Here is a 23,260-nt window from a genome sequence, read left to right on the forward strand (position 1 = left end):
TACTCCGAAGAATCATTAAATTATATCAAATATAACAAGAAGTTGCAATCGTAATTCTAACTTAAAGTTATATCGGTTGTAATATCTGCGCAAAACAGAGATATTATAATTAAGAATTGTTGTGGGATAAAAAGCTTCTTCCTGAAAGAATATTAATCGGCTTTTGAAATTAATATTCTTCACTAAATTCACAAAACTAAAAAAACAACCTACAAGGAGGGCTAAGATGAACGAATTAACCAGTTCTCAAATATGGATATTTGGAACCCTAGCAAGTCTGATCGCTGGTCTTGCTACTTCAATTGGAGCTATTCCAGTATTGTTTTTCAAAAAAGAGTTAAGCGAAAAAAATTTAGATATGTTTTTAGGATTTGCTGCCGGTGTTATGCTCGCAGCTACTGTTTTTTCACTTATAATTCCATCTTTAGACACGGGTGGAATATTAATAACTATTTTAGGGATATTTCTTGGCGCACTTACTATTGAATTAATGGATACCTTCTCCCCTCATGAACATTTTTTAAAGGGACATGAAGGACCTGAGTTAGCCCGTTTAAAGAAGATATGGTTGTTCGTTATCGCAATAGCACTCCATAACTTTCCGGAAGGAATGGCTGTAGGGGTGAGTTTTGGTGGTGGAATGATTGCTAATGGTATTACTGTAGCAGTTGCTATAGGACTACAAAATATTCCAGAAGGGACAGCGACAGCTTTCTCTTTAATTAAAGCAAATTATTCAAGAAAACAAAGTTTCTTTTGGAGTTTTTTGACAGGATTAGTCGAACCTATAGGAGGTTTACTTGGGGCATCTCTAGTGGTCTTAATGAAACCAGCCTTACCTTTTTTTCTTTCATTTGCGGGAGGGGCTATGCTGTACGTTATCAGCGATGAGATAATCCCAGAAACACATTCTCACGGATACGAAAGAACGGCTACTTTCTCACTGATTTTTGGATTTTTGCTGATGCTGGTCCTCGATGTAGCATTAGGCTAAATAAATAGACGTTTTAGAAATAAACTAATTTTCAAAATGCATGTTTTAGTGTTTTTAAAGACATTATAAAAACTTTTTTGGAGGTCAAAAAAATATGATAAGTCAATACATAATCTCAGTTCTAGCCGGTTGGGGCGCTGGAGCTGTTACAGGAATAATTGGAGCAAGTGCTGCAGCGGTAATTGTACCTGTTTTAATAACTTTTTTAGATATTCCAACTTTTGAAGCTATAGGAATAAGTTTAGCGACGGATGTGGTGGCATCGTTGGTAGCAGCAAATACTTATAGAAGAAACGGTAATATTGATTTAAAATCTGGATTACAGATGGCAATAAGTGCAATTGTGGGGGCTATAATTGGAACTTGGATTTCTTCATATGTTCCTTCAGCCGGATTAGGAGGATTTACTGGAGTTGCAATCTTATTAATCGGTATAAATTTCATAAGGAAGCCTTTACATCAAAGAATACAAACTATTCAAGAAAAACATAAAAATGATCCAAATATAAATAATGTCAAAAGAATTACTAGCTCAATACTTTGGGGTTTGTTAATCGGATTTATAGCTGGTTTTGTCGGTGCAGGCGGCGGAGTGATGATACTTCTTATACTTACCCTGGTTTTAAGATATAAAATTCACGTTGCAGTAGGAACTTCTGTTCTGATAATGGCTTTTACAGCATTATCTGGTGCTGTTTCTCATGCGTTGTATGCCCCAATCCCTTGGGATTTGTTAGCTTTCGCGGTTGTAGGTGGTGCTGTAGGTTCAAAAATGGCTGCAACATTCGCTAATAACGTTTCGGAAGAAAAACTTAGCAAAATTGCTGGAGTAGCATTTATCCTTTTAGGGGCAATGACAATTACAGACGGTATAATATCTTAATTGATGATAATTTTATTTTTTCCTTGCCCTTTTGCCATGTATAGATTTTGGTCGGCAATTTTGAAAAGTAAATCTATTTCATGGCTGTTACCATACGCTACTCCCGCAGAAAAAGTGACATTCATCTCTTGTTTTAGTTTACGGTTTATTCTTTTCAAAATAGAATAAACCTCTTCTTTTTTAACCCCTTCTAAAATTATTACGAACTCATCGCCACCATATCTGAATATACTATCTTTTTTTCTCAAATTATCAACACATAGTTGCGCAAATTTTTTTAAGAGTGTGTCTCCTTCTTCGTGACCGTAGGAATCGTTTACCTCTTTGAAGTCGTCTAAATCCACCATTACTAAGGCTATTTTCTGATTTTTTAAATATTTTATAGAAGAAATGTAATTTTCGTAACTTCTTCTGTTTCCAATATTGGTTAGCGGATCAATCTGAGCATCTTTTTTTAAGATACTTTGATAAATTTTATTTTGCCACATCATCCAACTTTCTTTAGCATAATAATCTAAAATTTCCAGTTGATCATCTGTAATTGGTTTCCCGTTATATCTATTATCGCAAAGATAAAAAGCAAGTCTTCCATTGTCTATTTCTATTGGTGAAATAGCTATTTCTCCCCTTAAATCAAGTAAATTTACTATCTTTTCCTCCAATCGACTTACAGGTAATTTAATAGTACTATGCGATTCAATTGCGTATTTAAAAAGATCATTATCTATTAACAATTCTTTTTTAACAGTAATACCTTTTATCCTTTTTTCTAAATTTGAAAAATAACTCATTCCAACTTCATACTGAGACAAATATAATTCTATATTTCTCTCAAGTGTCTCAAACTTTTCATAAGTTTTGTCAGCTTCTCTATCACTTTCAGGTCCAATAACTCTATGGACCTTGAAATCACCACTATCTTCAACAAATAAGATAGCCCTATTAAAACCTCCTGCAAAGCCGCCTGTTATCGCTGTCATAGTTATATATAACATTTCATCTATAGACGTTTCAGGTTTATAACTTTTTTCCAATATGATTTTGGAAGCCCTGAAGACATTGGCTATTTTTGAGGAATTGAGTAGGATATCTGTAAGCATTGATCCTACTAATGTGGAAGAATTTTTAATTATCTCATATACTACTATGCTTTCCTCTTTTTGAAATGTTTCGTAATTAATTTCAACTACGATCTCCATTTGAAATCTTTTTAGTTCTACTTTTTGTTCTTCTATGCAATTAGTCTCTTCTATGTTTTTTATCGTGAAGATTGAGAATGAATTACATATCTTTATGAATTTATACAAATTATCTGGTACTTTGAATGGATCAAAATGAATTTTAATCATAACTTCAAAATCAAAAAGAACTTCTTTTGTGAAGTTTTCAAGTAAAAGCGTAATACCTGGATTTACATAAGCAGACTTGATTTTTGGTTGATACTTTTCTGGCAATTTTACATTCATTTTATTTACATCTCCGTAATCTGAACCCACATTTTCATAATTATTTCTAATATTTCATCGGGTGTAATCAACTCACCGCTAGTTTTCGTTAAAGATTCCACATGTTTGTTCAATTTATTCAATCGTGACATCTCTTTAACGTACTGGCCTGTATTCATCTCTGGAACGATTATACTTTGAGCATTTTTAAATATTAATTTAAGTCTTGAGGTAGGCATGGGCCAAATAGTGATAGGCTTAAAGAACCCTACAGGAATTTTATCTGATCTCGCTTGTTTAACCGCCTTCAAGGCACTCCTAGCAACGCTCCCATATGCAACTACTACTATATCGGCATCTTGTAGCATATATTCGTTATAAATAGAAATTTCCTCGGCAGATAATCTAATTTTTGAATCCAAATGTTCTATCACTTTTGATATGGTGTTTGGATCTCTTATGGGAAAGCCACTTTCATCATGAACTAGGCCAGAAACATGAAATCTTGTTTTCCCCATTTCAACCAATGGATTTACCGCAAATTGTTCCTCTAAATCAAAAGGTAAAAATAATTCTTCTTCTCCTAGATCAATTTCCTTTAATCTTTCGACAATCTGTGGATTCTCTTTCTCGTAATCGAAATACACGTTTTCTCTCATATGTGCTAAAGTTTCATCTAACACCAAAATAACCGGTGTTCTGTATTTTTCTGCATAATTGAACGCTGTGACAGTATATGTATAAACTTCTTCCACTGTAGAAGGATATATCGCAATAATTTGGTGATCTCCATGAGTTCCCCACCGTATCTGCATTATATCTCCTTGAGAAGGCTTGGTAGGAAGTCCTGTGCTTGGACCACCTCTCATAACATCAACAAACACACAGGGCACTTCTGTCATAATGGCGTATCCTAAAGCCTCTTGCATAAGTGAAAATCCGGGACCACTAGTAGCAGTCATGGATTTTACACCTGCAAGGGAAGCACCTATTATAGCAGCTGCACTTCCGAGCTCGTCCTCCATCTGTATAAAAGTTCCTCCAACTTTTGGCAATTCTCTAGACATGTATTCGGCTATTTCGGTTGATGGTGTAATCGGATAACCTGCAAAAAAACGACATCCTGCTTTTATAGCAGCCATTCCAACCGCTTCGTTTCCTTGTAAAAAGAGCATTTTCCCCATTAATTTCACCTCTTCTAAAAAGAGCATTCATTTTTATTGATCTATTTGTTTAATACTTATCGCAAAATCCGGGCACATTCGTTCACATTGCAAACATCCAGTACATTTTTCTGAATCTGGAACAACTGGCTTACCAAACTCTTGTTCTATTATAGCATCTACTGGGCAAATCCAAGAACAGATACCACATTTTTTACAATAGTTATAATTTATTATCACTTTAAAATGTTTTTTAGTAGTTTGCATTTGATTATGCCTCCTCTAAATTAAAGTATACTTAAAAATAAACCTGCAGCTATAGCTGAACCTATTACCCCTGAAACGTTTGGTCCCATTGCATGCATTAAAATGAAGTTACCCGGATCGGTCTCTTGAGCAATATGTTGGGCTACACGAGCTGAATCAGGAACCGCTGAAACACCTGCAGCACCGATTAATGGATTAATTTTATCTTTAACGAACAAATTCATTAATTTTGCGAATCCTATTCCACTTGTTATTGCAACTATAAACGCAACTGCTCCTAACAATATGATTTTTAAGGTTACCAATGACAAAAATATATCAGCCGTCGCCGACACCCCTACCGATAACATTAAAAGTATTGTTACAGTGTCTAAAATATATCGAGAGGCTGCTTCGGCCAATCTACCCGTTACCCCGGATTCTTTCAACAAGTTTCCCAACATAAGCATTCCTACTAAAGGTAGAGATTGGGGAACCATTAAAGAAACTACAACAGTTGTTATTATAGGAAAAATGATTCTTTCTCTTTTAGAAACTTCCCTTAACCTTCTCATTCTTATTTTTCTTTCCCTCTTAGAGGTAAATAACTTTGAAACAAAGGGCTGTAGTACTGGAATAAGTGAAATATAAGAATAGGCTGCAACAGCTATGACAGGCAATATATCAGGAGAAAATTTGGAAGCTATGTATATAGAAGTTGGACCATCGGCACCTCCAATAATACCTATTGCCGCCGCAGAATGAAGATCAAATCCCAAAAAACTTGCCAGTAAAAAACTAATAAATATCCCTACTTGTGCTGCTCCACCGAGAAGTATCAATTTTGGGTTTGCAATCAAATAAGAAAAATCAGTTAGTGCTCCAATACCCAAAAAAATCAATGGCGGATAGATCCCCGTATCCAGTCCCAATTTTATATACCACAACAATCCGCCCGGTTGACCATTCTGAGGAGGCATAAGAATACCTGTTAATTCCGGGGGAATGTTAGCTATAACCATACCAAAACCCAATGGAATTAAAAGTAGTGGTTCTGCATGTTTAGATATAGCAAAATAGATAATAATCAATCCAAGAAGTATCATGAAAACTTGAGGCCAAGAAAGATTGATAAATCCAGTACTTGAAAAAAAGTCGAGTATGCCTTCCGCTAGCATTTAAAAACCTCCTAGGAGATAAGTGTGAAATTTTTTTCAATCACTTCTACAGTATTTTATTATAACATAAAAAAATTTACTGTTTCTACTTTATATAAAAAGAGTTTTTATTATTTTTTTGGTATAATAAAAGTAGAATAAGTTTATTTATCGAACTAATCTAAAAGTCAACTTATCATAATAATATACTGGGGGTGCTCTTTTGAAATATAGAAAATTTGGTAAGTACGATGTAGAACTTTCGGCCTTGGGTTTTGGGTGTATGAGATTGCCTGTTTTGAATAAAGATCCTTCTAAAATTGATGAAGAAAAGGCAACGAATATGCTGAGATACGCTATTGATAACGGAGTGAATTATGTTGATACAGCGTATCCTTACCACCAAGGAAATAGTGAATTATTTGTAGGTAGGGCCTTAAAAAATGGTTACAGGGAAAAAGTCTACTTAGCCACCAAAAATCCTGTTTGGTTGGCAAATAAATACCAAGATTTTGAAAAATATTTAGATGAACAACTAAAAAAACTTGATACAGAATATATAGATATGTATCTGTTACACTCTTTGGATAAAGAAAGATGGAATAAAATTTATAATCTAGAAGTTTTGAATTTTCTGGATGAAGCAAAAAGTAAAGGCAAGATAAAGTTTGCCGGATTTTCTTTTCACGATGACTTCAAAACCTTTAAAACGATCGTTGATTCTTACAACTGGGATTTTTGTCAAATTCAATACAATTATCTTGATACACATTTTCAAGCAGGAATCGCAGGATTAAAGTATGCAAACAGAAAAGGTCTAGCGGTGATTATTATGGAGCCAATTAGAGGGGGTAAATTGGCTAACAAATTACCTAAAGAAGCTCTCGATATCTTTAGTAATTTAGATAATACCAAGTCACCAGCTTATTGGGCGTTAAGATGGGTATGGAACCATCCTGAGGTAACTACCGTTCTGAGCGGAATGTCCACAATGGAACAGGTGATAGAAAATATTAAAACAGCAGATGACTCAGATCAAAATTCCTTAAGTGAAAAAGAATTAAAAGCAATTGAACAAGTCAGAAATATTTACAAGAGTAAATCTAAGATAGATTGTACGGGATGTAATTATTGTGTACCTTGTAAAAACGGTATACCTATTCCTACAATTTTTAGTATTTATAATGAAGGCTACATTTTTGATAACTTAATAGAGGCAAAAGAAAGATATCAAACTTTGATCAAACAAGGCATAGATGCCTCTATTTGTGAGGAATGCGGGGATTGTGAAGCAGAATGTCCACAACATTTACCTATAAGATCGTTGTTAAAACAAGTCAAAAATGAATTAGCATGATCCAAAATTATAGAGGTGATCTTTATGGATAAAAAAATCCTTGGTAAAACTGGGTTTGAGGTTTCACTTTTAGGATTAGGTGGGTTTCATATGTTAGAAATTTCAAAGGATGATGTTTCAAAGCTAATGGATATTTACCTAATTTCAGGTGGTAATTACATTGAGACCGCTGCCGAATACGGAGATGGTGAATCGGAAAAGAAAATTTCATACGCTTTGAAAGATAGAAGAGATCAAATAATTCTTGCTAGCAAATGCCACGCTCGAGATAAGAGAACTGCTCAACATTTTGTAGAAAGAACCTTAAAGAACTTGAATACAGATTATTTAGATATTTTGTTTCTTCACCATGTTACCACTCAGGATGATGTTGATGCTTTATTGAAAAAAGAGTCGGCCTTAGATTATCTATTTCAAGCTAAAAAAGATGGGATTATAAGAGCGTTAGGGGTATCTTTCCATGGTTTGGGGGACTATGCGCTTAAACTTATAAAAACAATAGACTTGGATGTTGTGATGACAGGTTTTAACTACTTGGATATATTTAATTTCCCGAGCACTTATCAAGAAGTCATTCCTTTTGCAAGGTCTAAAAACATGGGAATTGTCGGAATGAAAGCTTTTGCAGATGGTTATCTCTACAGGTCTACTTACGATGCATTAAACTATGCTTTGACTCAAGATTTAGATGTAATGGTTGTAGGAGCGAACTCCGAAGACATGCTAAGAAGAGATATTCAGATAGCCGAAAACTTTAAACCATTACCTAAAAAATCTGTAGAAAACTTATATTATCGTGCCCCAGAACTTGGAAATTATGTCTGTAGACAATGTGGAAAATGTTTACCTTGTCCAGAAGATATAGAAATCATGAAAGTGTTTGAATACGAGGGATGGTACGATAGACAAATAAGGGATTATCAACCCCACGAGGCTCCAGATTATGCACTGAGAGAAAGATTGGCATTCTGGTTTGGAAACCAAAACGAAGCTAAAATGGCTTATTCCAAACTCAATAAGACCTTCAAAGATTGTACAGAATGCGGGATATGTGAAGAAAGATGTCCTTACGATATACCCATAATAAGAAAATTGAAATTGGTAGACTACAAGCTTGGAAAGGGAGAAATATACTAAAACTATCTTTCCAGAGATCGATAATTCAACTTTCTTTGGGATTTCGAAGCTTTAGTATAATTCCCCTTTGGTGACTCTCCAAAGGGGAATTATACTTGCTTTAGATATTAGTTAGTGACTTCTTTCATGCTTTTACCTTTCTTAAATATTAGATCTTTATACCAATTTTTATAATCGTTCAGAATCTTATCTTCTGAGATTTCATATATTTCATTCAGATCGGTAGTCATATCTATTTCTTCAAAAATTTCTGAAATTAGATCTTTCTTATTGGTTATATTTTCAATTCCATAAGCGTTTACCATATCTAATAAAAGCTCTCTTTCAAACTCTTTCTTTTCTTTTAAATCTTGGAATATTAAGGAAACTTCGTTGATCATTTTTTTTATTTTTTCTAAATAGTATTCTTTATCTTGCTTTTTTAAATTTTCATCAAAAATTATATGATCCATAAAATCCATAAACTCTTCTTCCATTTCAATGAACAAATCATACGATTCATTATAGTAATAAGAGTTTCCTAAAAATTGATCATTGTGATGCAAATCTGCCATATCTTTTAGCTCGTCTTCTATATCTTCCATATTCTTTATGGTAAAATCAATATCGACGTCGTCTATATCGTCATCGAAAGAATAATCCTCTTCTTCCCCATTTTTCGTATTAAACAAATAATTGGTATACCTCTCTAATTCAAGGCGTGGTTCAGAATTTTTCAGAAATTCTTTTGGATTTAGATTATACATTGTAAAAAAGTCATCGGTGGTATTGTAAATATTTTCGTAATTAACAATCGATATTTTCTCGATTATTTTTTCGTAAAATGGAGAGATTTTCTGAGCAATATTTGGAAGTATCGCCACTCGAAAATTATTTGTTTCGTTCAGCAGATTTCTATAAAAACTTTCTATGCTCTTGCGATCACTTTCAATATACATATCGTAATGATCTCCATAGTTGTTAGTAAAAATTAAGTGATGCTCGACTAAACCTTTACCTATTTTTCTTAAAAACAAAAAATACAAACTACTACTTTCATTCAAAGAATAAATAAATGATTCTTCTGCAATTATCTCTGAAGTTTGGTTTTCATGATCAGAAGCAAGCACAGAGATCATATTTTTCTTTTTTGACTTAAAAAAAGCATTAATTCTTAAGATCGTCAATATCAAAGGGATATATTCTATATCAAAGGTAAGTTTTTCCAATTTACCATTCCCTTTTTCATCCAAATTAAATTCGTTATTAAACCATTTGTAATTTCCAAACCTTCCTTCTACTTCATAGATATACTTCTCGTAAATATCAGGATCTTTGTTGTTTTTCAACATTGACTCGTCTAAGAAAATTTTTTTAACTGATACAGGCCGAAGTTTCATATAATCACCATAATTACCTTTTAAAATTATCATCACAACACCTCTTTTACATAAAACTTTAAAAATTTTTTAATAAAATTAATCCTTCAATTACTCATATTTGTACAATTTAAAATGATAACCTAGAAAAATAAATAATATCAATACAATTATAACACCAATTATTTGAAAATCCCAAGTAATTAATCCTATCAACCCAAAAAAAACAGAAATACTATATGTAACTAATGCAACAAACAATGGTTTTATTTTATATTTTTTTCTAATTTTATCATATATATGCTCTTTATCCCCTAAAAAAGGAGATCTTTTGCTGAGTAAACGTCTTATCACAGCATAAACTAGATCAGTAAAATAAAACCCTGTGATAATTAGTGAGATGAAATAACCTCCTCTACCAGATCTTCCAGATAGGAAAGAAAAGGAATAAAATAAAGTAAAACCTAAAAGATAAGAACCCGCATCACCAAGAAATATTTTCGCTGGTGGCAAATTGTATAATAGAAACCCCAAAATTGCGAAGGCAAAGATCAAAAGTTCATAATTTTTGGATATCAAGGAAAAAAATAACAAACTCACTATTGCCGTTCCAGCGCAGACTCCATCCATCCCATCAACCATATTTACTCCGTTAACTAAAGCTATACCGGTTAATACCAAAATAAAAAACTGAAAAGGTTCAATAATTCCTCCTACAAAATATATTGCCATTGAGACGACAATAAACTCTGCAAATAATCTAATATAAGGAGAAACACTCTTAATATCATCGTAAAGACCAATAAAAGTCAATATACTAGCAGGAATTATAAAACCTATGTCATTGTAATAAAAAGGTAATATTGAAAGAAAAACAGCTACACCACCCAAATAAGGAATGGGAGACTTATGAACTTTCAACTTATTGTCGGGTTTATCAACGATATTATATTTGTTTGCGATTCTTATCATAATGGGAACTAGAATAACAGATAAAACAAAAGAACTTATTAATTTTATAGCTAACAAATTATATTCACCCGCATTTTTAAAAAATTTAGGATTTCTTTCTCCTAGTAAAAAGGATTGATTTAAGTATACTCCAAAATGTTCCTGAACCATATGAAATATGCAAAAGTAAAAACACAAAAAAACTACAAAAAAACAATAAAATATTTTTCTCTTTTATAGCATACTTTAATGAAAATAATGTGTCTATAAACAAATATATGAAAAACGGAATAGCTAAAATAATATTAAAAACGGCATTTTTTGAGAGGACTAAAAATATGAATAAGAGAAGAAGATACATTATAAAAATAAAAGGAATGAAATGTCTAAGGGAAATACCATAAGGAGATATTTTTAGAGTTATATAATTCCAAAAACCATTTGAAAAATTCTTTTTCATAAAATCCCACAACCCATTTGGAACATAATAATTATTTGTAATTGGTAATAAAAAAATTTTTAAACCCTTTTTTCTCATCCTATAATTAAACTCGATATCTTGATTCCTTAAAAGTTTTTCATTAAAATACCCTACTTTATCAAAAACTTCTCTTCTATAACATGCATATGCTACGGTATCAACTTCTTGTGGTTCTTTCACTTGATGTCTATGGCGGGATGCAGTACCGAAGGGGGAAGAATACGAAAAAGCCATCGATTTTTGTAAACAACTTTTATCGTTAGCAGGGGTGGCCAAAGACACTCCTCCTACAGCACTCGCTTCTGGGTGTTTCATCAAAAATTCAACACTATATTCCACATATTTTTCATCAAATTCTGTATGAGAACCAGCTATAAAAACAAAATCCCCCTTACTATTTTTGATCCCTAAATTTAAACCGTGGGGGGTAAATTTTTTTTCATTCGTAATGATTTTTATATTATTACTTTTTTCAGCGAGTTTCTCTATTATACTAACGGTGTTATCTGTCGACTGACCATCAACGACAATTATTTCATCCGGCTTTCTTGTCTGATTGCTTAAAGAATTTAACACTTTTTTGATCGTTTTTTCTTCATTTCTGCAAACTAATATTACCGAGACTAAAGGTAAAGAAATTTATTATCACTCCCTTTTTGCTGAACTGTGCAAAATGGTCTCTTTTGTAATGTTTTTGAATAACTTTCCTAATCTCATTTGCTTTGCAAATGATGTTACGCGATTTTGGGGTTCTTAAGGGGCTTGCCCCTTAATGAACATTAATATCTATGATACCTTCCCTGTGTTACCAACAAAGTAACTCCTTTTTCTTCTAAATCGTTTAAATATTTTTCGTATCCCGGTAAGGTTGGAGGAACAATTACCTTTTCAACCTGCCAATTTAATATTATATCGGTTATCTTCTCTGAATTTATAGGAGAATCAAATATAATTGTCCCTTCCTTCGGAAGAACTTCAAACTTTTCCAAAGTGTTTTCGAGTGCATTTAGTGCGATTTCTCTGTTCAAACAAGATTGATTACCAGAACAAATGAGATTATTTTTAACATACACAGCGGTATCAGATTTATGAATTTTAGCGACCTCAAATCCTAATTGTTCTGAAGGAGACAAATCCAAGGAAATCTCTTGGAAATTTTGCTTTACGACCAGATCACTATCCACAATATATTCTTCTTCTTGTTTCAGAACTTTCTTATTAACCTTAAAAACCATGGGTTTAAAAGAAATTATCTCTTCTTTTTGTTCAAGATTATAAGAAGTCATCATTCCGTCATGTTTTGAATCTTTCAGTTCAAAAATTATATTTGGATCGTCACTATAAACTATCCCACCTTTAAGTTCTTTAATAATTCTAATGAATTGTTTTTTCTCTTCTTGAGTAGGAGCACAATAACCAAATACGAAAATTCCTTTTTTCGCAAAACCCAAAAATTCATTGTTTGTCAAACTCGCCAAATGAAAAAGTAATTTTATGTCTTTTAACATCCTTAAAGTAGGTTTTTTGTGAAAGGTCAAATTTTCTAAATAGTTGATAAAAGTATCTTTTTCTAAAAATTTCATTAGAATCGCTTCTTGCATTGGATTAGAACCATATCTTAAGTTCCCCAATATTTCAAAAAATTCATGGTCAAACTTTTCAGCTGCAAATAGTTCTGAAAAAATTTTATGAATACTTGCATCGTACTTAGAAGTAGAAAAGAAAACTTTCAATGCCAACTTTCTTCTTAACTGTAAGGGGACATCGCCACAATCCTCTAAATTATCAATAACTGTTTGATAATCTTTTGGATCTGCCAATGCTACAACATCCTTATAGTTTTTTGCTGCTGCTCTAAGAAGAGAATAGCCTCCAATATCGATATTTTCTAAAAGTGTTTCCTCATTCTTTGTTTTTTTGGCAATTTCCTCAAAAGTAGGAAAATTACCCACAACCATATCTATCCTTTTTATATTGTAATTAATCATATCTTCTTCATGCTTTTTATCGTTAGACTTGGCTAAAATGCCACCGGCTAATTTTGGATCTATGCTTTTAACACGACCTCCTAAAATTTCAGGAAATCCAATATAATCAGCCATTTTTACAGTAGGGATTCCCTTTTCTTGTAAATATTTATTTGTTCCTTCTGTACATATAATTTCGACACCATTGCGATATAAGAAACTAGCTAAATCCTCTAAATTAGTTTTGTCATAAACTGAAATAATTGCCCTTTTAATATTCATGAGATACCTCCAGTGAAAAATAAGTTAATTTTTATGAAAGGAAAAGCAGAGACGTTCAACATTTACGTCTCTTGCTTTGAGTTACATTTTCTAGGTTTTTTAATCAACACAACTAAATGGTATACTTTCCAGGTGCTTTAGCAAACAATCTACTTTTTTCAACATGATCCAAATCTAATATGTATTTAGTGAATCTTTCTATACCTATACCACATCCTGCTGAGTGTTTTAATAACCCTTCTTTTGCCAATTTTAAATAATCTTCATAGCTTTCCAGCCCGTTACCTTTCAATTTGATTCTTTTCACTATTTGCTCATACTCGTGTTCTCTTTCGCCACCAGATATGCCTTCCCCATGACCCTCAGGATATATCAGGTCAAAATCCAACAATACATCAGGATTATCCATATCTTGTTTATCATAAAACTCCCTGTTCAAGAGCGGAATATCAATTAACCACACAGGCCCTTCAGCTCGTTCAGATAAAATCTTTTCATAATCATCACCGTAAAGCTCTTTTGCCTTTTTTACGCTTATCTTTTGAAAAGGCTTTTTAGGAACAGTCAAATTTGGGTGATACTTTTCTATTATACCAGAATATTTCGTCAAGATACCTTTTAGTACATAAATTATTAAATCTTCCATCAAATCCATAATCTCTTCTCTTTTAGTTTCTTTAGCTTCTATATCTAGTTGAACAAAATCAATCAAGTGTCTACCAGAAGAATATTTTTCTGCTGTTTCCAACCTTAAATTTGGCGAAAAGGAAAATATCTTATCATGAATCAAAACACTAACTTGTTTTTGCAGAATCATAGATTTAGTAACGTAATATTTGTTACCGTAATAATCAATTTGTGCTTCAAAAACGTCGTGATTTAAAGGATCGGTGATCGTAGAGACAATCACTGGTAGAATTTCAACAAAACCCTTCTCTGCAAGAAATTCCCTCGATAATCTCAGTATCTCTGATTGAACTAAAAGCGCGTCACTGTAAGTCTCGTCCTCCAAATAAGTTTTTACTAGCTCCACAGAATCCACTCTTCTATCCTGCTTCTCTACTTCTGCCATAATTTTCCCTCCTGTAGTGTTTTTTAAAGACGGTATATCGTCTTTTAAAATACAAATAAAAAAACCGACGCTATTTTTTCTGCGTCGGTAATTTTCAAAATAACAATGTCCAGCGTAATCACCGACGCTGTATATTGTTATTATTATTATTTACTTTATTAGAACTTGATAATAATTTTAATATTTTCATAGCCATTTTCTCCTAAACAAATTTAATTAATATCTTAATAGATTTTCAAATTTAGTTAATTATACTATAAAAAAAAATATTTGTCAAATTAAAAATGACCTCTTTCATTCAAACATATATTATGTTATAATATGTTCAAACAATCATTCTTTAAATAGATTGATATTGAGAAAATCTGTTTAACAGTTAAAACGTGGAATCAAAGGTTTTAATGTTTTGTAAGTAAGTAAAAAAGTAGATAATCCGATAGGAGGTGTATGAACATGTTGAAAAAAGCCTTTTTAGTTTCTGCGATCTTGATTTCTTTTGTGTTTTCAGCTTTCTCAGTTACTTATGTTGTCGGTACAGAAGCATCTTTCCCACCTTTTGAGTACGTTGAAGGTGGAGAGTTTGTCGGATTTGATATGGATTTAATAAGGGAAATCGGAAAAATGTATGGATTTGACGTTGAAATAAGAGATATTAGCTTTGACTCTCTCATACCTTCTTTAATGACCGGAAATATAGATATTATTGTCGCTGGAATGACTATAACTGAAGAAAGAGAGAAAGTAGTCGATTTTACAATCCCATATTATAGTGCTGATCAAAGTATTATGGTAAGAAAAGGTGAAGATACCAATCTAACCATTCTTCTTAGGAAGCCAAAAATCGGAGTTCAAACGGGTACTACGGGCGATCTTTGGGTAACAGAAAATTTAATAGACGCTGGTTTCTTGCCAAAAACTAATCTAATCAGGTACGACACATTCAACTTTGCTGTTCGTGACTTAGTTAACAAAAATATCGATGTGATAGTGCTCGATAATCCTGTGGCTGAAAGATTCACAAAGACAGATCCCGTGGAGATTGTAGGAATCATTAAGACTAACGAAAATTATGGTATGGCTGTTGCACCAGGCAATGAGGATTTATTGAATATGTTGAACGAAGGTATAACAAAGTTACAAGAGTCTGGAAAAATGGATGATCTAATAGAAAAGTATTTTAAGTGATGTTCTAATTTTCTAAAAGAAAAACATAAGGGGGCTTCACCCCCTTTTATATTTAAATTAAAAAGGAAGGATGATACTTGGAAGACATTCAAGTGATTATAAATTCATTACCCTATTTATTAAAAGGAACACTTGTGACACTTGAATTAACCTTTTTTAGTTTGATCTTAGGATTTGTTGTTGGAGTTATAATTTCTTTTGGTCAATTGTATGGTAACAAATTCTTACAGTTAATTTTTTTAATCTACGAACGAGTTTTTAGAAGTATCCCTTTGATAGTTGTTCTTTTTTTAATTTTTTACGGTTTACCAGCCATCGGAATAAGATTAGATCCCTTGATTGCATCAATAATTGGATTAGGTTTGATAAGCTCAGCTTATCAATCACAAATTTTTAGAGGTGCAATTTCATCCATATCAAAGGGGCAACTAGATGCTGCTTATTCAATTGGAATGAACAAAATCCAGACTTTCATCTACATTATCTTCCCCCAGGCAATAAGAATCGCCTTATCAGGTTGGATCAATGAGGCATCAGTAGTCCTAAAAGATACATCAGTTGCTTATGCCTTAGGTGTGGTTGAATTACTTAGGCAAGGCACTTATATTATATCTGTAACTAATAGACCTTTGATAGTTTATCTAATTTGTGGAGCTATCTACTTTGTCCTAACTTTTAGTTTAAGTAGGGGATTTGGCATGATCGAAAAAAAGCTTACTATCCCAGGATACGAAACAAGGAGCGTTTAATAAATGAAAGAAGAGAAAGATATAATATTAAAAGTGGAAGATCTTCATAAGAGTTATAATGGAGCAGAAATACTCAAAGGAATAACATTTGAAGTTAAAAGAGGAGAAACAAAGGTAATAATAGGTCCGAGTGGAACAGGAAAGAGTACCCTTTTAATGTGTATAAATAGACTGGTAGAACCTGATTCAGGAAGAATATATCTCGAAGGAGATGAAGTATTATCTTCAAAGAATATTCACAAAATTAGGCAGGAAATAGGTTTTGTATTTCAGCACTTTAACTTATTTGATCACTTAACTGTGCTTGAAAACGTTAGAATTGGTTTGACTAAAGTGAAAAAGATTGAAAAATCTCAAGCAACGGAAATTGCATTAAAAGAATTAGAACGAGTTGGATTGAAGGATAAATCAGACCTTTATCCTGCTCAGCTTTCCGGTGGGCAAAAGCAAAGAGTCGCTATCGCTAGATCTCTAGCTATGAATCCCAAATTAATTCTGTTTGATGAGCCAACTTCTGCTTTGGATCCAGAGCTAATAGGAGAGGTTCTGAACGTCATGATTGATCTTGCAAAAAGTGGCATGACTATGGTGTGTGTTACACATGAAATGGGATTTGCAAGGGCTGTTGCAGATGAGATCATATTTATGGAAAAAGGCGTGATTGTTGAAAAAGGTCCCCCAGAATTGATGTTCAAAAATCCTCAAAAAGATAGAACTAAGGAGTTTTTGAATAAATTATCGCAGTTGTACGGAAAGGATGAAAATACATGAGCTTTTTTGAAATCGTTGGAAGTTCCTGGGTTTATATGGTGGAAGGTATATGGGTTACACTTTTTTTAACTTTAATTTCTATAGTCATAGGATTCTTTTTGGGCGTTTTACTTGCAGTTTCTAAAACGTATGGAAATAAATTATTCTATTATATAAGCTATGTTTTTATCGAGATAATAAGGGGGACACCATTACTTGTTCAACTTTTCATTCTATATTATAGTTTACCTGTTATTGGAATTAGGCTTTCTCCAATATTAGCCTCAATAATGGCTTTTTCTTTAAATTCTGCCGCTTATCAGGCCGAATATCTAAGAGGTGCCATTCAATCGATAAGTTCGGGTCAAATGCAAGCAGCTTTATCAATAGGAATGAAAAAATGGCAAGCTATCAGATTGATCATATTACCCCAAGCGTTAAGAAGGTTTATCCCTTCTTGGACAAATGAATTTATATACCTATTGAAGTATTCCTCTCTCTCTTATATCGTTGGAGCGCCAGAAATAATGGCTCAAGCTAAGTTTGTAGCGAGTCGTAACTTTGAATTCTTTCAAGTTTACCTATTTGCTGCTATCATATATTTTGTGTTGGTCACAATTTTTGGAGAAATATTCAGATTTATTGAAAAGAAAATCAAGATTCCTGGGACCCTCACTTATGCTAGGAATCGAATTTAGAAATGTAATAAAAGCTGAGTGATTGTAAAGTGAATGGCCGTTAAAGCCTTTTTAGAGTTATTAAAGCCGGTAATAAACGAAAAGACAGGAGGAAACAAATAAATGGAAATAATAGATCTTATAAAAAAACAGATCAATATAGCCTTGTCAGATATAGGTGTTTCTGAGATGGAACTCAATTTTACCATCGAAACACCTCCTAAAGACGATATGGGAGATTTTTCTTCCAACGTAGCATTCTTATTAACAAAAAGGTTAAGAAAATCACCTCAAGAAATTGCTCAAATTTTAAAAGAAGAACTAGTTAAATCTTCTTTTTTCGAAAAAGTTGATAATGCAAATGGTTTTTTAAATTTTTTTGTTTCTCCCCAAATATATCAAAGGATATGTTCTAAAATTTTGAGCAATCCAAAAACCTACGGGAAATTTGACATAGGGAAAGGTGCGAATATACAGTTTGAATTTGCAAGCATTAATCCCACCGGTCCCATCACTGTTGCTCACGGTCGACAAGCTGTTATGGGAGATGTTTTGGCAAATATCTATGAACAAGCTGGATACGTAGTTCAAAGAGAGATGTATCTAAACGATGCAGGTAGACAAATAAAACTTCTCTCCTACTCCCTATGGGTAAGATACAACGAAATTCTTGGTTCAAAATATGAAATACCCGAAGATGGTTACAGAGGAGAGTATCTAGTAGATACTGCAAAAAAAGTATTGAACAAATATGGAGAAAAGTTGAAAGACAAATGGGATGAAGAAACCGAGGATATATTCAGAAAAGAAGTTCTTGAAGATATGCTAAAAAACATGTTGGAAACGCTTGAAAAAATAAACGTAAACTTCGATGTAATCTTCAGTGAACAATTATTATTTAAAAATAAAATGGTAGAAAAAACCTTGAACGATTTAAAATCTAAAGGCTACGTGTATGAAAAAGATGATGCGTTATGGTTTAAAGTATCTGATTTGATAGATGAAAACGACAAGGTATTGATAAGATCTAAAGATTCGATGCCAACATACTTTTGTGATGACATTGCTTACCATTATTACAAGTACCTAAGGGGTTTCGACACTGTGATTGATATAATGGGTTCTGACCATCATGGTCACATACCTAGAATGATGGCTTCAGCAAAAGCATTAGGATTACCAGAAAATTTTTTAAAAATAATTTTGCACCAATTTGTAAATGTAAAAAAAGGCGAAGAAATTATAAAGATGTCAACAAGAAGTGGGGAATTCTTCACTCTTGACGATCTTATACAAAATGTTGGAAAAGATGCTGTTAGGTACTTCTTTGCTATGGTTGATCCTGATACAACATTGAACTTTGATATCGATCTGGCTATAAAAAAATCCAATGAAAATCCCGTTTACTACGTTCAATATGCTCATGCAAGAATATGCAGCATATTTAAAGAAGCTCAAAAAAGAGGGATAAATTACGAATTATTTTTAGGTTTAGAAAATCTAAAAGAAGACGAAGAAAAATTATTGATGAGAGAGTTATCCTTATTTACAAATGTATTAACCAAAGCTGTAATTCAAAACAAACCTAACTTACTCACCCAATATTTGGAAAGAGTAGCATCAAGATTCCATCATTTTTACAATAACTTATCTGTTCTCAATGCAGAAAATTATGAGCTTATTCAAGGTAGGTTAAATCTTTGTCACGCAACAAAAATAGTCATAGCAAGAGGTTTGTCTATTTTGGGTGTAAATGCTCCTGAAAGCATGTGAAAGACAAAATCTCGAAATTAGAATTTGAAAGGGGGGTTTGGGGGTGCTCCCCCAACGTATGGTGATAAAACACAATTTCATCTTTTACTTAATAATATTAGGTATCACTCTATTCGTAGGTGTTCTATTCATCTACAGTTCTCTCTTTGCAATCAGTGACATCAAAGAGATAAACCCCGATCAAAAATTTCAAACATATATAATCGCCTTAATTCTCGGCTTTTTAGGTGCCGTAATTGCTTTTATGTTCAGTGATACTTTTACAAAAAACAAGCATATCATGATAGCTCTTTTTGTATTTTTAAATCTCATTTTAATTATAGTTTTATTCACTCAACCTATCGCAGGTGTGAAAAGGTGGCTGAATATTGGTCCTTTCCAATTTCAACCATCAGAGCTTGCAAAACTCATTATTCCTGCTTTCTTAGCTTTTTATTACACTCAAATACAAAATAAAAAGAATCTACTAATAAATGTAATTTTCCCCATTTTAGTATGTGGATTTAGCATATTCTTAATCTTTTTGGAACCAGATCTCAGCTCTTCCCTTATAATTACAATGTTAACCTTAATAACGATTTTTTTAGGAATAAGAGATAAAAAGGTTATGTTGTTCTTCTTTATTTTTACCTTGATTATCATCTCTCTTCTTTTTATCTTTAAGGATAATTTTCTCCAGACCTATCAAATTTCAAGATTGACAAGTTCCGACGATTTTCAGAGTCAACGTTCGAGAGATGCCATTACAAATGGTGGGCTGATTGGTACAGGACCTTTTGCCGGTGAATTTAAATACTATGTACCTGAATCTTACAGTGATTTTATCATATCCGTTATAGGAGAAGAATGGGGAAAATTAGGGATAGTAATGGTTCTAACTCTTTTCTTTTTTCTGTCTCATGAGCTTGTGTATTTAGCTTATCTTACTAAAGATCACGGTACTTTTATATTCTGTGGAGCTACAGCTTCTTGGATCTTCATTCAAGTTGTCATAAACACCTTGGTCGGATTGGGAGTACCATGGATGCCAGTTACAGGGGTAACGCTTCCAATGGTAAGTTATGGAAATTCTTCTATGATAGTTACATTAACATCTATAGGGTGGGGACTAGGATTAATATATCATAATTCGGAGTTGGCAAGTTCAGATGAAGAATAATAAAGAGTTAAAAGTTGTTTTTTCCGGTGGCGGTACAGGAGGGCATTACTACCCTGCTCTCTCTGTTTTAAAATATTTAAATAAATATTATAATAAGTTGGAGATAATATATTTTACTACAAAAGGAAGAATTGAAGAAAAAAAGTTGCCTACCGACTTTCCAAAAGCAAAGTTAATTTCTCTAAATACCAAAGGTCTAGAAAGGCCATTATACAGCGTTAAAAATATAAACAAAGCCTTTGAAGTTTTAAGTGATATGCGTAAAGTTGAAAAAATAATAAAAGAATTCAAACCTGTTTTTGGATTTCTCACTGGTGGATACGTAACTGTTCCCGTCGGTTTAGCTTTAAAAAAACAAAATATTCCATTTTATCTTCATGAACAAAATTCAACACTTGGAATATCCAATAAAGTACTATCTAGATGGGCAAAAAAGGTTTTTGTAAGTTACGAAGAAACCAAATTGAATGATAAATTTATTTTTACAGGCAATCCTGTAAGAACGCCTGAAAAAGAAATCCCCAGAACTTACTTACGTAATTTTGGGATAAAGGATCTAAACAAAAGATGTATATTAGTCTTTGGCGGAAGTCTGGGTTCAAACGAAATAGATGAATTAATGTACAAAGTATACGAAAAAGAAAAAATTAACAATTACATACATATAACGAAAAACCAAGAAAAGTTCAAACAATTTCCCAACGTTTTTACTTTTGAATATATAGAAAATTTATATGAATTGATGGCTGTATCAGATGGGGTAGTATCAAGGGCTGGAGCAACAACACTCGCCGAAATTCAGTTTTATGATCTTTCTGGTATCTTGATCCCATGGAAAGGTGCAGCAGAAAATCATCAATTAAAAAATGCTCTTTCTCTTAAGAAGGAAGGAAAAATTGCTGTTATCGATGAAGAAAAAGTGGAAACTGATGAATTTATCAACTTTTTAAATCATATTCAACCAAAAAATACAGAATTTATCTACACACCTAAGATAAATAAAGCAACAGAAAATATAATTAATAATATCGATGAGATTTTATAATGTGTAGAGATCTAAAATCTTTGTATTTTGGTAAGGAGGTATCTATGAAGTACTACTTTTCAGGAATTGGTGGAATAGGCATGAGTTCCTTAGCCTTGTACCTTGCTTATAAACATGGTATAACGAGTGTGCTTGGATCAAACAACGAAATGAACGAAAGAGTGGAATACTTAATAAAAAAAGGAATAAAAGTTAAATTAAATCAGGACTCAAATCTTCCTGATATCGATTTTTTAATAAAAACAACCGCAATAAAAGATACCAATCCAGAGCTGATAGAAGCAAAAAATAGAAAGATAGCTATTATTAGTAGAATGCAACTACTGAATTCAATATTACAAGAGCATACCTCAATAGGTATAACAGGAACAGATGGAAAAACCACCACTACCGCTATGGTCTCTCAAATATTCAAAAACGCTGGTAAAGATCCGACAGTTTTTTTAGGTGGAATACATGATTCACTAGAAGATGGCAATTTTAGATTTGGAAATGGAATAGTAATAGCAGAAGTCGACGAAAGTGATGGTTTTATCGAAAAAACAGAAACTAATTTTTCTATCATAAATAATTTGAGACCAGATCATCTTGAGCACTACAACAACGAATTTGAAAAGTTGGAAAGTTCTTTATATAAATTTGCAAAAAACACGAAAGAGCTGGTTATATTAAATGGAGATGACGTTCATCTCAACAAATGGCATTTGAACGAAAAGAAAGTATTATACTTTGGGCAATCTGAAAAGGCTGATTATATTATAAAAAACAGACATCAATATAACGGATATCAAGTGTTTGAGATCTATCACAAAAACACATACATCGGAGATATCACTTTAAATCTTCCAGGATTACACTACGCTTATGATGCACTGGCTTCAACCGCACTTTCTTTAGAATTAGGGATTGAGTTTAGCACAATAAAAGAAACCTTTCATAGATATAATTCGGTTGGACGAAGATTCAATATACTTTACGATAAAGATAATCTATCAATAATAGACGATTATGCCCATACACCTGACGAAATCTTAGAAACTATAAAAGCAACAAAAGAGTATTTCCCAAAAAGAAAAATAATAACCATATTTCAACCGCACAGGTACACCCGCCTTTACTTCCACATAAACGACTTTATTGATGTCCTAAAATATTCGGATGAGGTATTAGTTTACAGAATTTATTCGGCCTTTGAAGAACCCATAAATGGTGTAGATGAAAAAAAGGTTGTAGAAGCTCTTAATTCACAAGCTACTTTTTCCAAATATTATAATTCGGAAGACGAAATCATATCAGATCTTTTACAAGAAAAAAATGCTGTATTACTCTTTGTTGGTGCAGGAGACATAACAGACATAGCAAAAAAATTATCAAAAAACAAAAAAAAACCTTGACATCTCATAATTTTTATGATAATATATTTCAGGTT

At 32.6% G+C, this 23,260-nt stretch carries 21 protein-coding genes; 12 read left to right on the top strand and 9 right to left on the bottom strand.

Translation table 11 applies throughout. The annotated features are described in order from the left end of the window. Window positions 1-226: 226 nt before the first annotated feature. Both NAAC61_RS05825 and NAAC61_RS05830 read left to right on the top strand, forming a co-directional pair. Window positions 227-994 (top strand): ZIP family metal transporter, encoded by a 768-nt coding sequence (locus NAAC61_RS05825; protein WP_103065462.1) that lies wholly within the window; start codon window positions 227-229, stop codon window positions 992-994. A gap of 94 nt (window positions 995-1,088) precedes the next feature. Then, window positions 1,089-1,877 carry a sulfite exporter TauE/SafE family protein gene (locus NAAC61_RS05830; protein WP_103065461.1) on the top strand — a complete coding sequence of 263 codons (789 nt, stop codon included), beginning with the start codon at window positions 1,089-1,091 and terminating at the stop codon, window positions 1,875-1,877. Here NAAC61_RS05830 and NAAC61_RS05835 read toward each other — a convergent pair. Genes NAAC61_RS05835 through NAAC61_RS05850 form a run of 4 tightly spaced genes read right to left on the bottom strand, consistent with a single transcriptional unit; the run spans window position 1,874 to window position 5,909 of the window. Then, window positions 1,874-3,343 (bottom strand): GGDEF domain-containing protein, encoded by a 1,470-nt coding sequence (locus tag NAAC61_RS05835; RefSeq protein WP_202695487.1) that lies wholly within the window; start codon window positions 3,341-3,343, stop codon window positions 1,874-1,876. The genes NAAC61_RS05830 and NAAC61_RS05835 overlap by 4 nt on opposite strands. Window positions 3,344-3,348: 5 nt before the next feature. Continuing rightward, complete coding sequence (locus tag NAAC61_RS05840) at window positions 3,349-4,506, bottom strand: 2-oxoacid:acceptor oxidoreductase subunit alpha (protein WP_103898949.1); 1,158 nt, start codon at window positions 4,504-4,506, stop codon at window positions 3,349-3,351. 33 nt (window positions 4,507-4,539) lie between these two features. After that, complete coding sequence (locus NAAC61_RS05845; RefSeq protein ID WP_103077839.1) at window positions 4,540-4,752, bottom strand: 4Fe-4S dicluster domain-containing protein; 213 nt, start codon at window positions 4,750-4,752, stop codon at window positions 4,540-4,542. A 20-nt stretch (window positions 4,753-4,772) separates the two neighbouring features. Next, window positions 4,773-5,909 carry a sodium ion-translocating decarboxylase subunit beta gene (locus NAAC61_RS05850; RefSeq protein WP_202695488.1) on the bottom strand — a complete coding sequence of 379 codons (1,137 nt, stop codon included), beginning with the start codon at window positions 5,907-5,909 and terminating at the stop codon, window positions 4,773-4,775. A gap of 202 nt (window positions 5,910-6,111) precedes the next feature. Here NAAC61_RS05850 and NAAC61_RS05855 point away from each other — a divergent pair, with 202 nt between their 5' ends. Together NAAC61_RS05855 and NAAC61_RS05860 are read left to right on the top strand one after the other, a co-directional pair. Then, on the top strand, window positions 6,112-7,245 hold the full coding sequence (locus NAAC61_RS05855; RefSeq protein ID WP_012209456.1) for an aldo/keto reductase: 1,134 nt from the start codon (window positions 6,112-6,114) through the stop codon (window positions 7,243-7,245). Between the two features lie 24 nt (window positions 7,246-7,269). Next, window positions 7,270-8,382, top strand: coding sequence for an aldo/keto reductase (locus NAAC61_RS05860; RefSeq protein ID WP_012209455.1), 1,113 nt, complete (start codon window positions 7,270-7,272; stop codon window positions 8,380-8,382). Between the two features lie 107 nt (window positions 8,383-8,489). Here the strand turns inward: NAAC61_RS05860 and NAAC61_RS05865 are convergent, their stop codons facing one another. From NAAC61_RS05865 to NAAC61_RS05885, 5 genes are all read right to left on the bottom strand, one after another. Continuing rightward, a complete protein-coding gene (locus tag NAAC61_RS05865) occupies window positions 8,490-9,794 on the bottom strand; it encodes a hypothetical protein (RefSeq protein WP_012209454.1) in 1,305 nt (434 codons plus the stop codon). A gap of 57 nt (window positions 9,795-9,851) precedes the next feature. Then, window positions 9,852-10,769 carry a glycosyltransferase family 4 protein gene (locus NAAC61_RS05870; RefSeq protein WP_121515357.1) on the bottom strand — a complete coding sequence of 306 codons (918 nt, stop codon included), beginning with the start codon at window positions 10,767-10,769 and terminating at the stop codon, window positions 9,852-9,854. Between the two features lie 28 nt (window positions 10,770-10,797). Next, window positions 10,798-11,811, bottom strand: a complete 1,014-nt coding sequence (locus tag NAAC61_RS05875) for a glycosyltransferase family 2 protein (protein WP_041534140.1) — start codon at window positions 11,809-11,811, stop codon at window positions 10,798-10,800. A 140-nt stretch (window positions 11,812-11,951) separates the two neighbouring features. Beyond that, on the bottom strand, window positions 11,952-13,421 hold the full coding sequence (locus NAAC61_RS05880; protein WP_012209451.1) for a phosphoribosylaminoimidazolecarboxamide formyltransferase: 1,470 nt from the start codon (window positions 13,419-13,421) through the stop codon (window positions 11,952-11,954). A gap of 112 nt (window positions 13,422-13,533) precedes the next feature. Continuing rightward, complete coding sequence (locus tag NAAC61_RS05885; protein ID WP_012209450.1) at window positions 13,534-14,493, bottom strand: asparagine synthetase A; 960 nt, start codon at window positions 14,491-14,493, stop codon at window positions 13,534-13,536. Window positions 14,494-14,946: 453 nt separating this feature from the next. Between NAAC61_RS05885 and NAAC61_RS05890 the strand changes: the two genes are divergently transcribed. From NAAC61_RS05890 to murC, 8 genes are all read left to right on the top strand, one after another. Next, window positions 14,947-15,678: a basic amino acid ABC transporter substrate-binding protein gene (locus NAAC61_RS05890; protein ID WP_012209449.1), complete on the top strand. Its 732-nt coding sequence runs from the start codon at window positions 14,947-14,949 to the stop codon at window positions 15,676-15,678. 77 nt (window positions 15,679-15,755) lie between these two features. Then, on the top strand, window positions 15,756-16,427 hold the full coding sequence (locus NAAC61_RS05895; RefSeq protein WP_012209448.1) for an amino acid ABC transporter permease: 672 nt from the start codon (window positions 15,756-15,758) through the stop codon (window positions 16,425-16,427). Between the two features lie 3 nt (window positions 16,428-16,430). Then, the gene (locus NAAC61_RS05900; RefSeq protein ID WP_012209447.1) at window positions 16,431-17,198 is read left to right on the top strand and encodes an amino acid ABC transporter ATP-binding protein; all 768 of its coding nucleotides are present in this window, start codon (window positions 16,431-16,433) and stop codon (window positions 17,196-17,198) included. After that, entirely contained in the window at window positions 17,195-17,875 is a 681-nt protein-coding gene (locus NAAC61_RS05905) for an amino acid ABC transporter permease (RefSeq protein WP_103065445.1), read from the top strand. The genes NAAC61_RS05900 and NAAC61_RS05905 overlap by 4 nt, the downstream gene beginning before the upstream one ends. Window positions 17,876-17,977: 102 nt before the next feature. Further along, window positions 17,978-19,627, top strand: coding sequence for an arginine--tRNA ligase (gene argS, locus NAAC61_RS05910; RefSeq protein ID WP_202695489.1), 1,650 nt, complete (start codon window positions 17,978-17,980; stop codon window positions 19,625-19,627). Between the two features lie 58 nt (window positions 19,628-19,685). Continuing rightward, window positions 19,686-20,786, top strand: coding sequence for an FtsW/RodA/SpoVE family cell cycle protein (locus NAAC61_RS05915; RefSeq protein WP_202695490.1), 1,101 nt, complete (start codon window positions 19,686-19,688; stop codon window positions 20,784-20,786). Further along, window positions 20,776-21,831, top strand: coding sequence for a UDP-N-acetylglucosamine--N-acetylmuramyl-(pentapeptide) pyrophosphoryl-undecaprenol N-acetylglucosamine transferase (locus NAAC61_RS05920; RefSeq protein ID WP_202695491.1), 1,056 nt, complete (start codon window positions 20,776-20,778; stop codon window positions 21,829-21,831). The genes NAAC61_RS05915 and NAAC61_RS05920 overlap by 11 nt, the downstream gene beginning before the upstream one ends. A 44-nt stretch (window positions 21,832-21,875) precedes the next feature. Beyond that, complete coding sequence (murC, locus tag NAAC61_RS05925; protein ID WP_202695492.1) at window positions 21,876-23,225, top strand: UDP-N-acetylmuramate--L-alanine ligase; 1,350 nt, start codon at window positions 21,876-21,878, stop codon at window positions 23,223-23,225. Window positions 23,226-23,260: the final 35 nt, after the last annotated feature.

It is taken from the genome of Petrotoga sp. 8T1HF07.NaAc.6.1 (assembly GCF_016772115.1).
Lineage (GTDB): Bacteria > Thermotogota > Thermotogae > Petrotogales > Petrotogaceae > Petrotoga > Petrotoga mobilis.

What these genes read in the sequence shown, in the direction of transcription:
- NAAC61_RS05830 (WP_103065461.1), top strand. Translation starts at nt 1,089, where the DNA reads ATGATAAGTCAATACATAATCTCAGTTCTAGCCGGTTGGGGCGCTGGA.
- NAAC61_RS05835 (WP_202695487.1), bottom strand. Translation starts at nt 3,343, where the DNA reads ATGAATGTAAAATTGCCAGAAAAGTATCAACCAAAAATCAAGTCTGCT.
- murC (WP_202695492.1), top strand. Translation starts at nt 21,876, where the DNA reads ATGAAGTACTACTTTTCAGGAATTGGTGGAATAGGCATGAGTTCCTTA.
- NAAC61_RS05865 (WP_012209454.1), bottom strand. Translation starts at nt 9,794, where the DNA reads ATGATAATTTTAAAAGGTAATTATGGTGATTATATGAAACTTCGGCCT.
- NAAC61_RS05920 (WP_202695491.1), top strand. Translation starts at nt 20,776, where the DNA reads ATGAAGAATAATAAAGAGTTAAAAGTTGTTTTTTCCGGTGGCGGTACA.
- NAAC61_RS05845 (WP_103077839.1), bottom strand. Translation starts at nt 4,752, where the DNA reads ATGCAAACTACTAAAAAACATTTTAAAGTGATAATAAATTATAACTAT.
- NAAC61_RS05885 (WP_012209450.1), bottom strand. Translation starts at nt 14,493, where the DNA reads ATGGCAGAAGTAGAGAAGCAGGATAGAAGAGTGGATTCTGTGGAGCTA.
- NAAC61_RS05860 (WP_012209455.1), top strand. Translation starts at nt 7,270, where the DNA reads ATGGATAAAAAAATCCTTGGTAAAACTGGGTTTGAGGTTTCACTTTTA.
- NAAC61_RS05890 (WP_012209449.1), top strand. Translation starts at nt 14,947, where the DNA reads ATGTTGAAAAAAGCCTTTTTAGTTTCTGCGATCTTGATTTCTTTTGTG.
- NAAC61_RS05840 (WP_103898949.1), bottom strand. Translation starts at nt 4,506, where the DNA reads ATGGGGAAAATGCTCTTTTTACAAGGAAACGAAGCGGTTGGAATGGCT.
- argS (WP_202695489.1), top strand. Translation starts at nt 17,978, where the DNA reads ATGGAAATAATAGATCTTATAAAAAAACAGATCAATATAGCCTTGTCA.
- NAAC61_RS05850 (WP_202695488.1), bottom strand. Translation starts at nt 5,909, where the DNA reads ATGCTAGCGGAAGGCATACTCGACTTTTTTTCAAGTACTGGATTTATC.
- NAAC61_RS05915 (WP_202695490.1), top strand. Translation starts at nt 19,686, where the DNA reads ATGGTGATAAAACACAATTTCATCTTTTACTTAATAATATTAGGTATC.
- NAAC61_RS05880 (WP_012209451.1), bottom strand. Translation starts at nt 13,421, where the DNA reads ATGAATATTAAAAGGGCAATTATTTCAGTTTATGACAAAACTAATTTA.
- NAAC61_RS05900 (WP_012209447.1), top strand. Translation starts at nt 16,431, where the DNA reads ATGAAAGAAGAGAAAGATATAATATTAAAAGTGGAAGATCTTCATAAG.
- NAAC61_RS05905 (WP_103065445.1), top strand. Translation starts at nt 17,195, where the DNA reads ATGAGCTTTTTTGAAATCGTTGGAAGTTCCTGGGTTTATATGGTGGAA.
- NAAC61_RS05825 (WP_103065462.1), top strand. Translation starts at nt 227, where the DNA reads ATGAACGAATTAACCAGTTCTCAAATATGGATATTTGGAACCCTAGCA.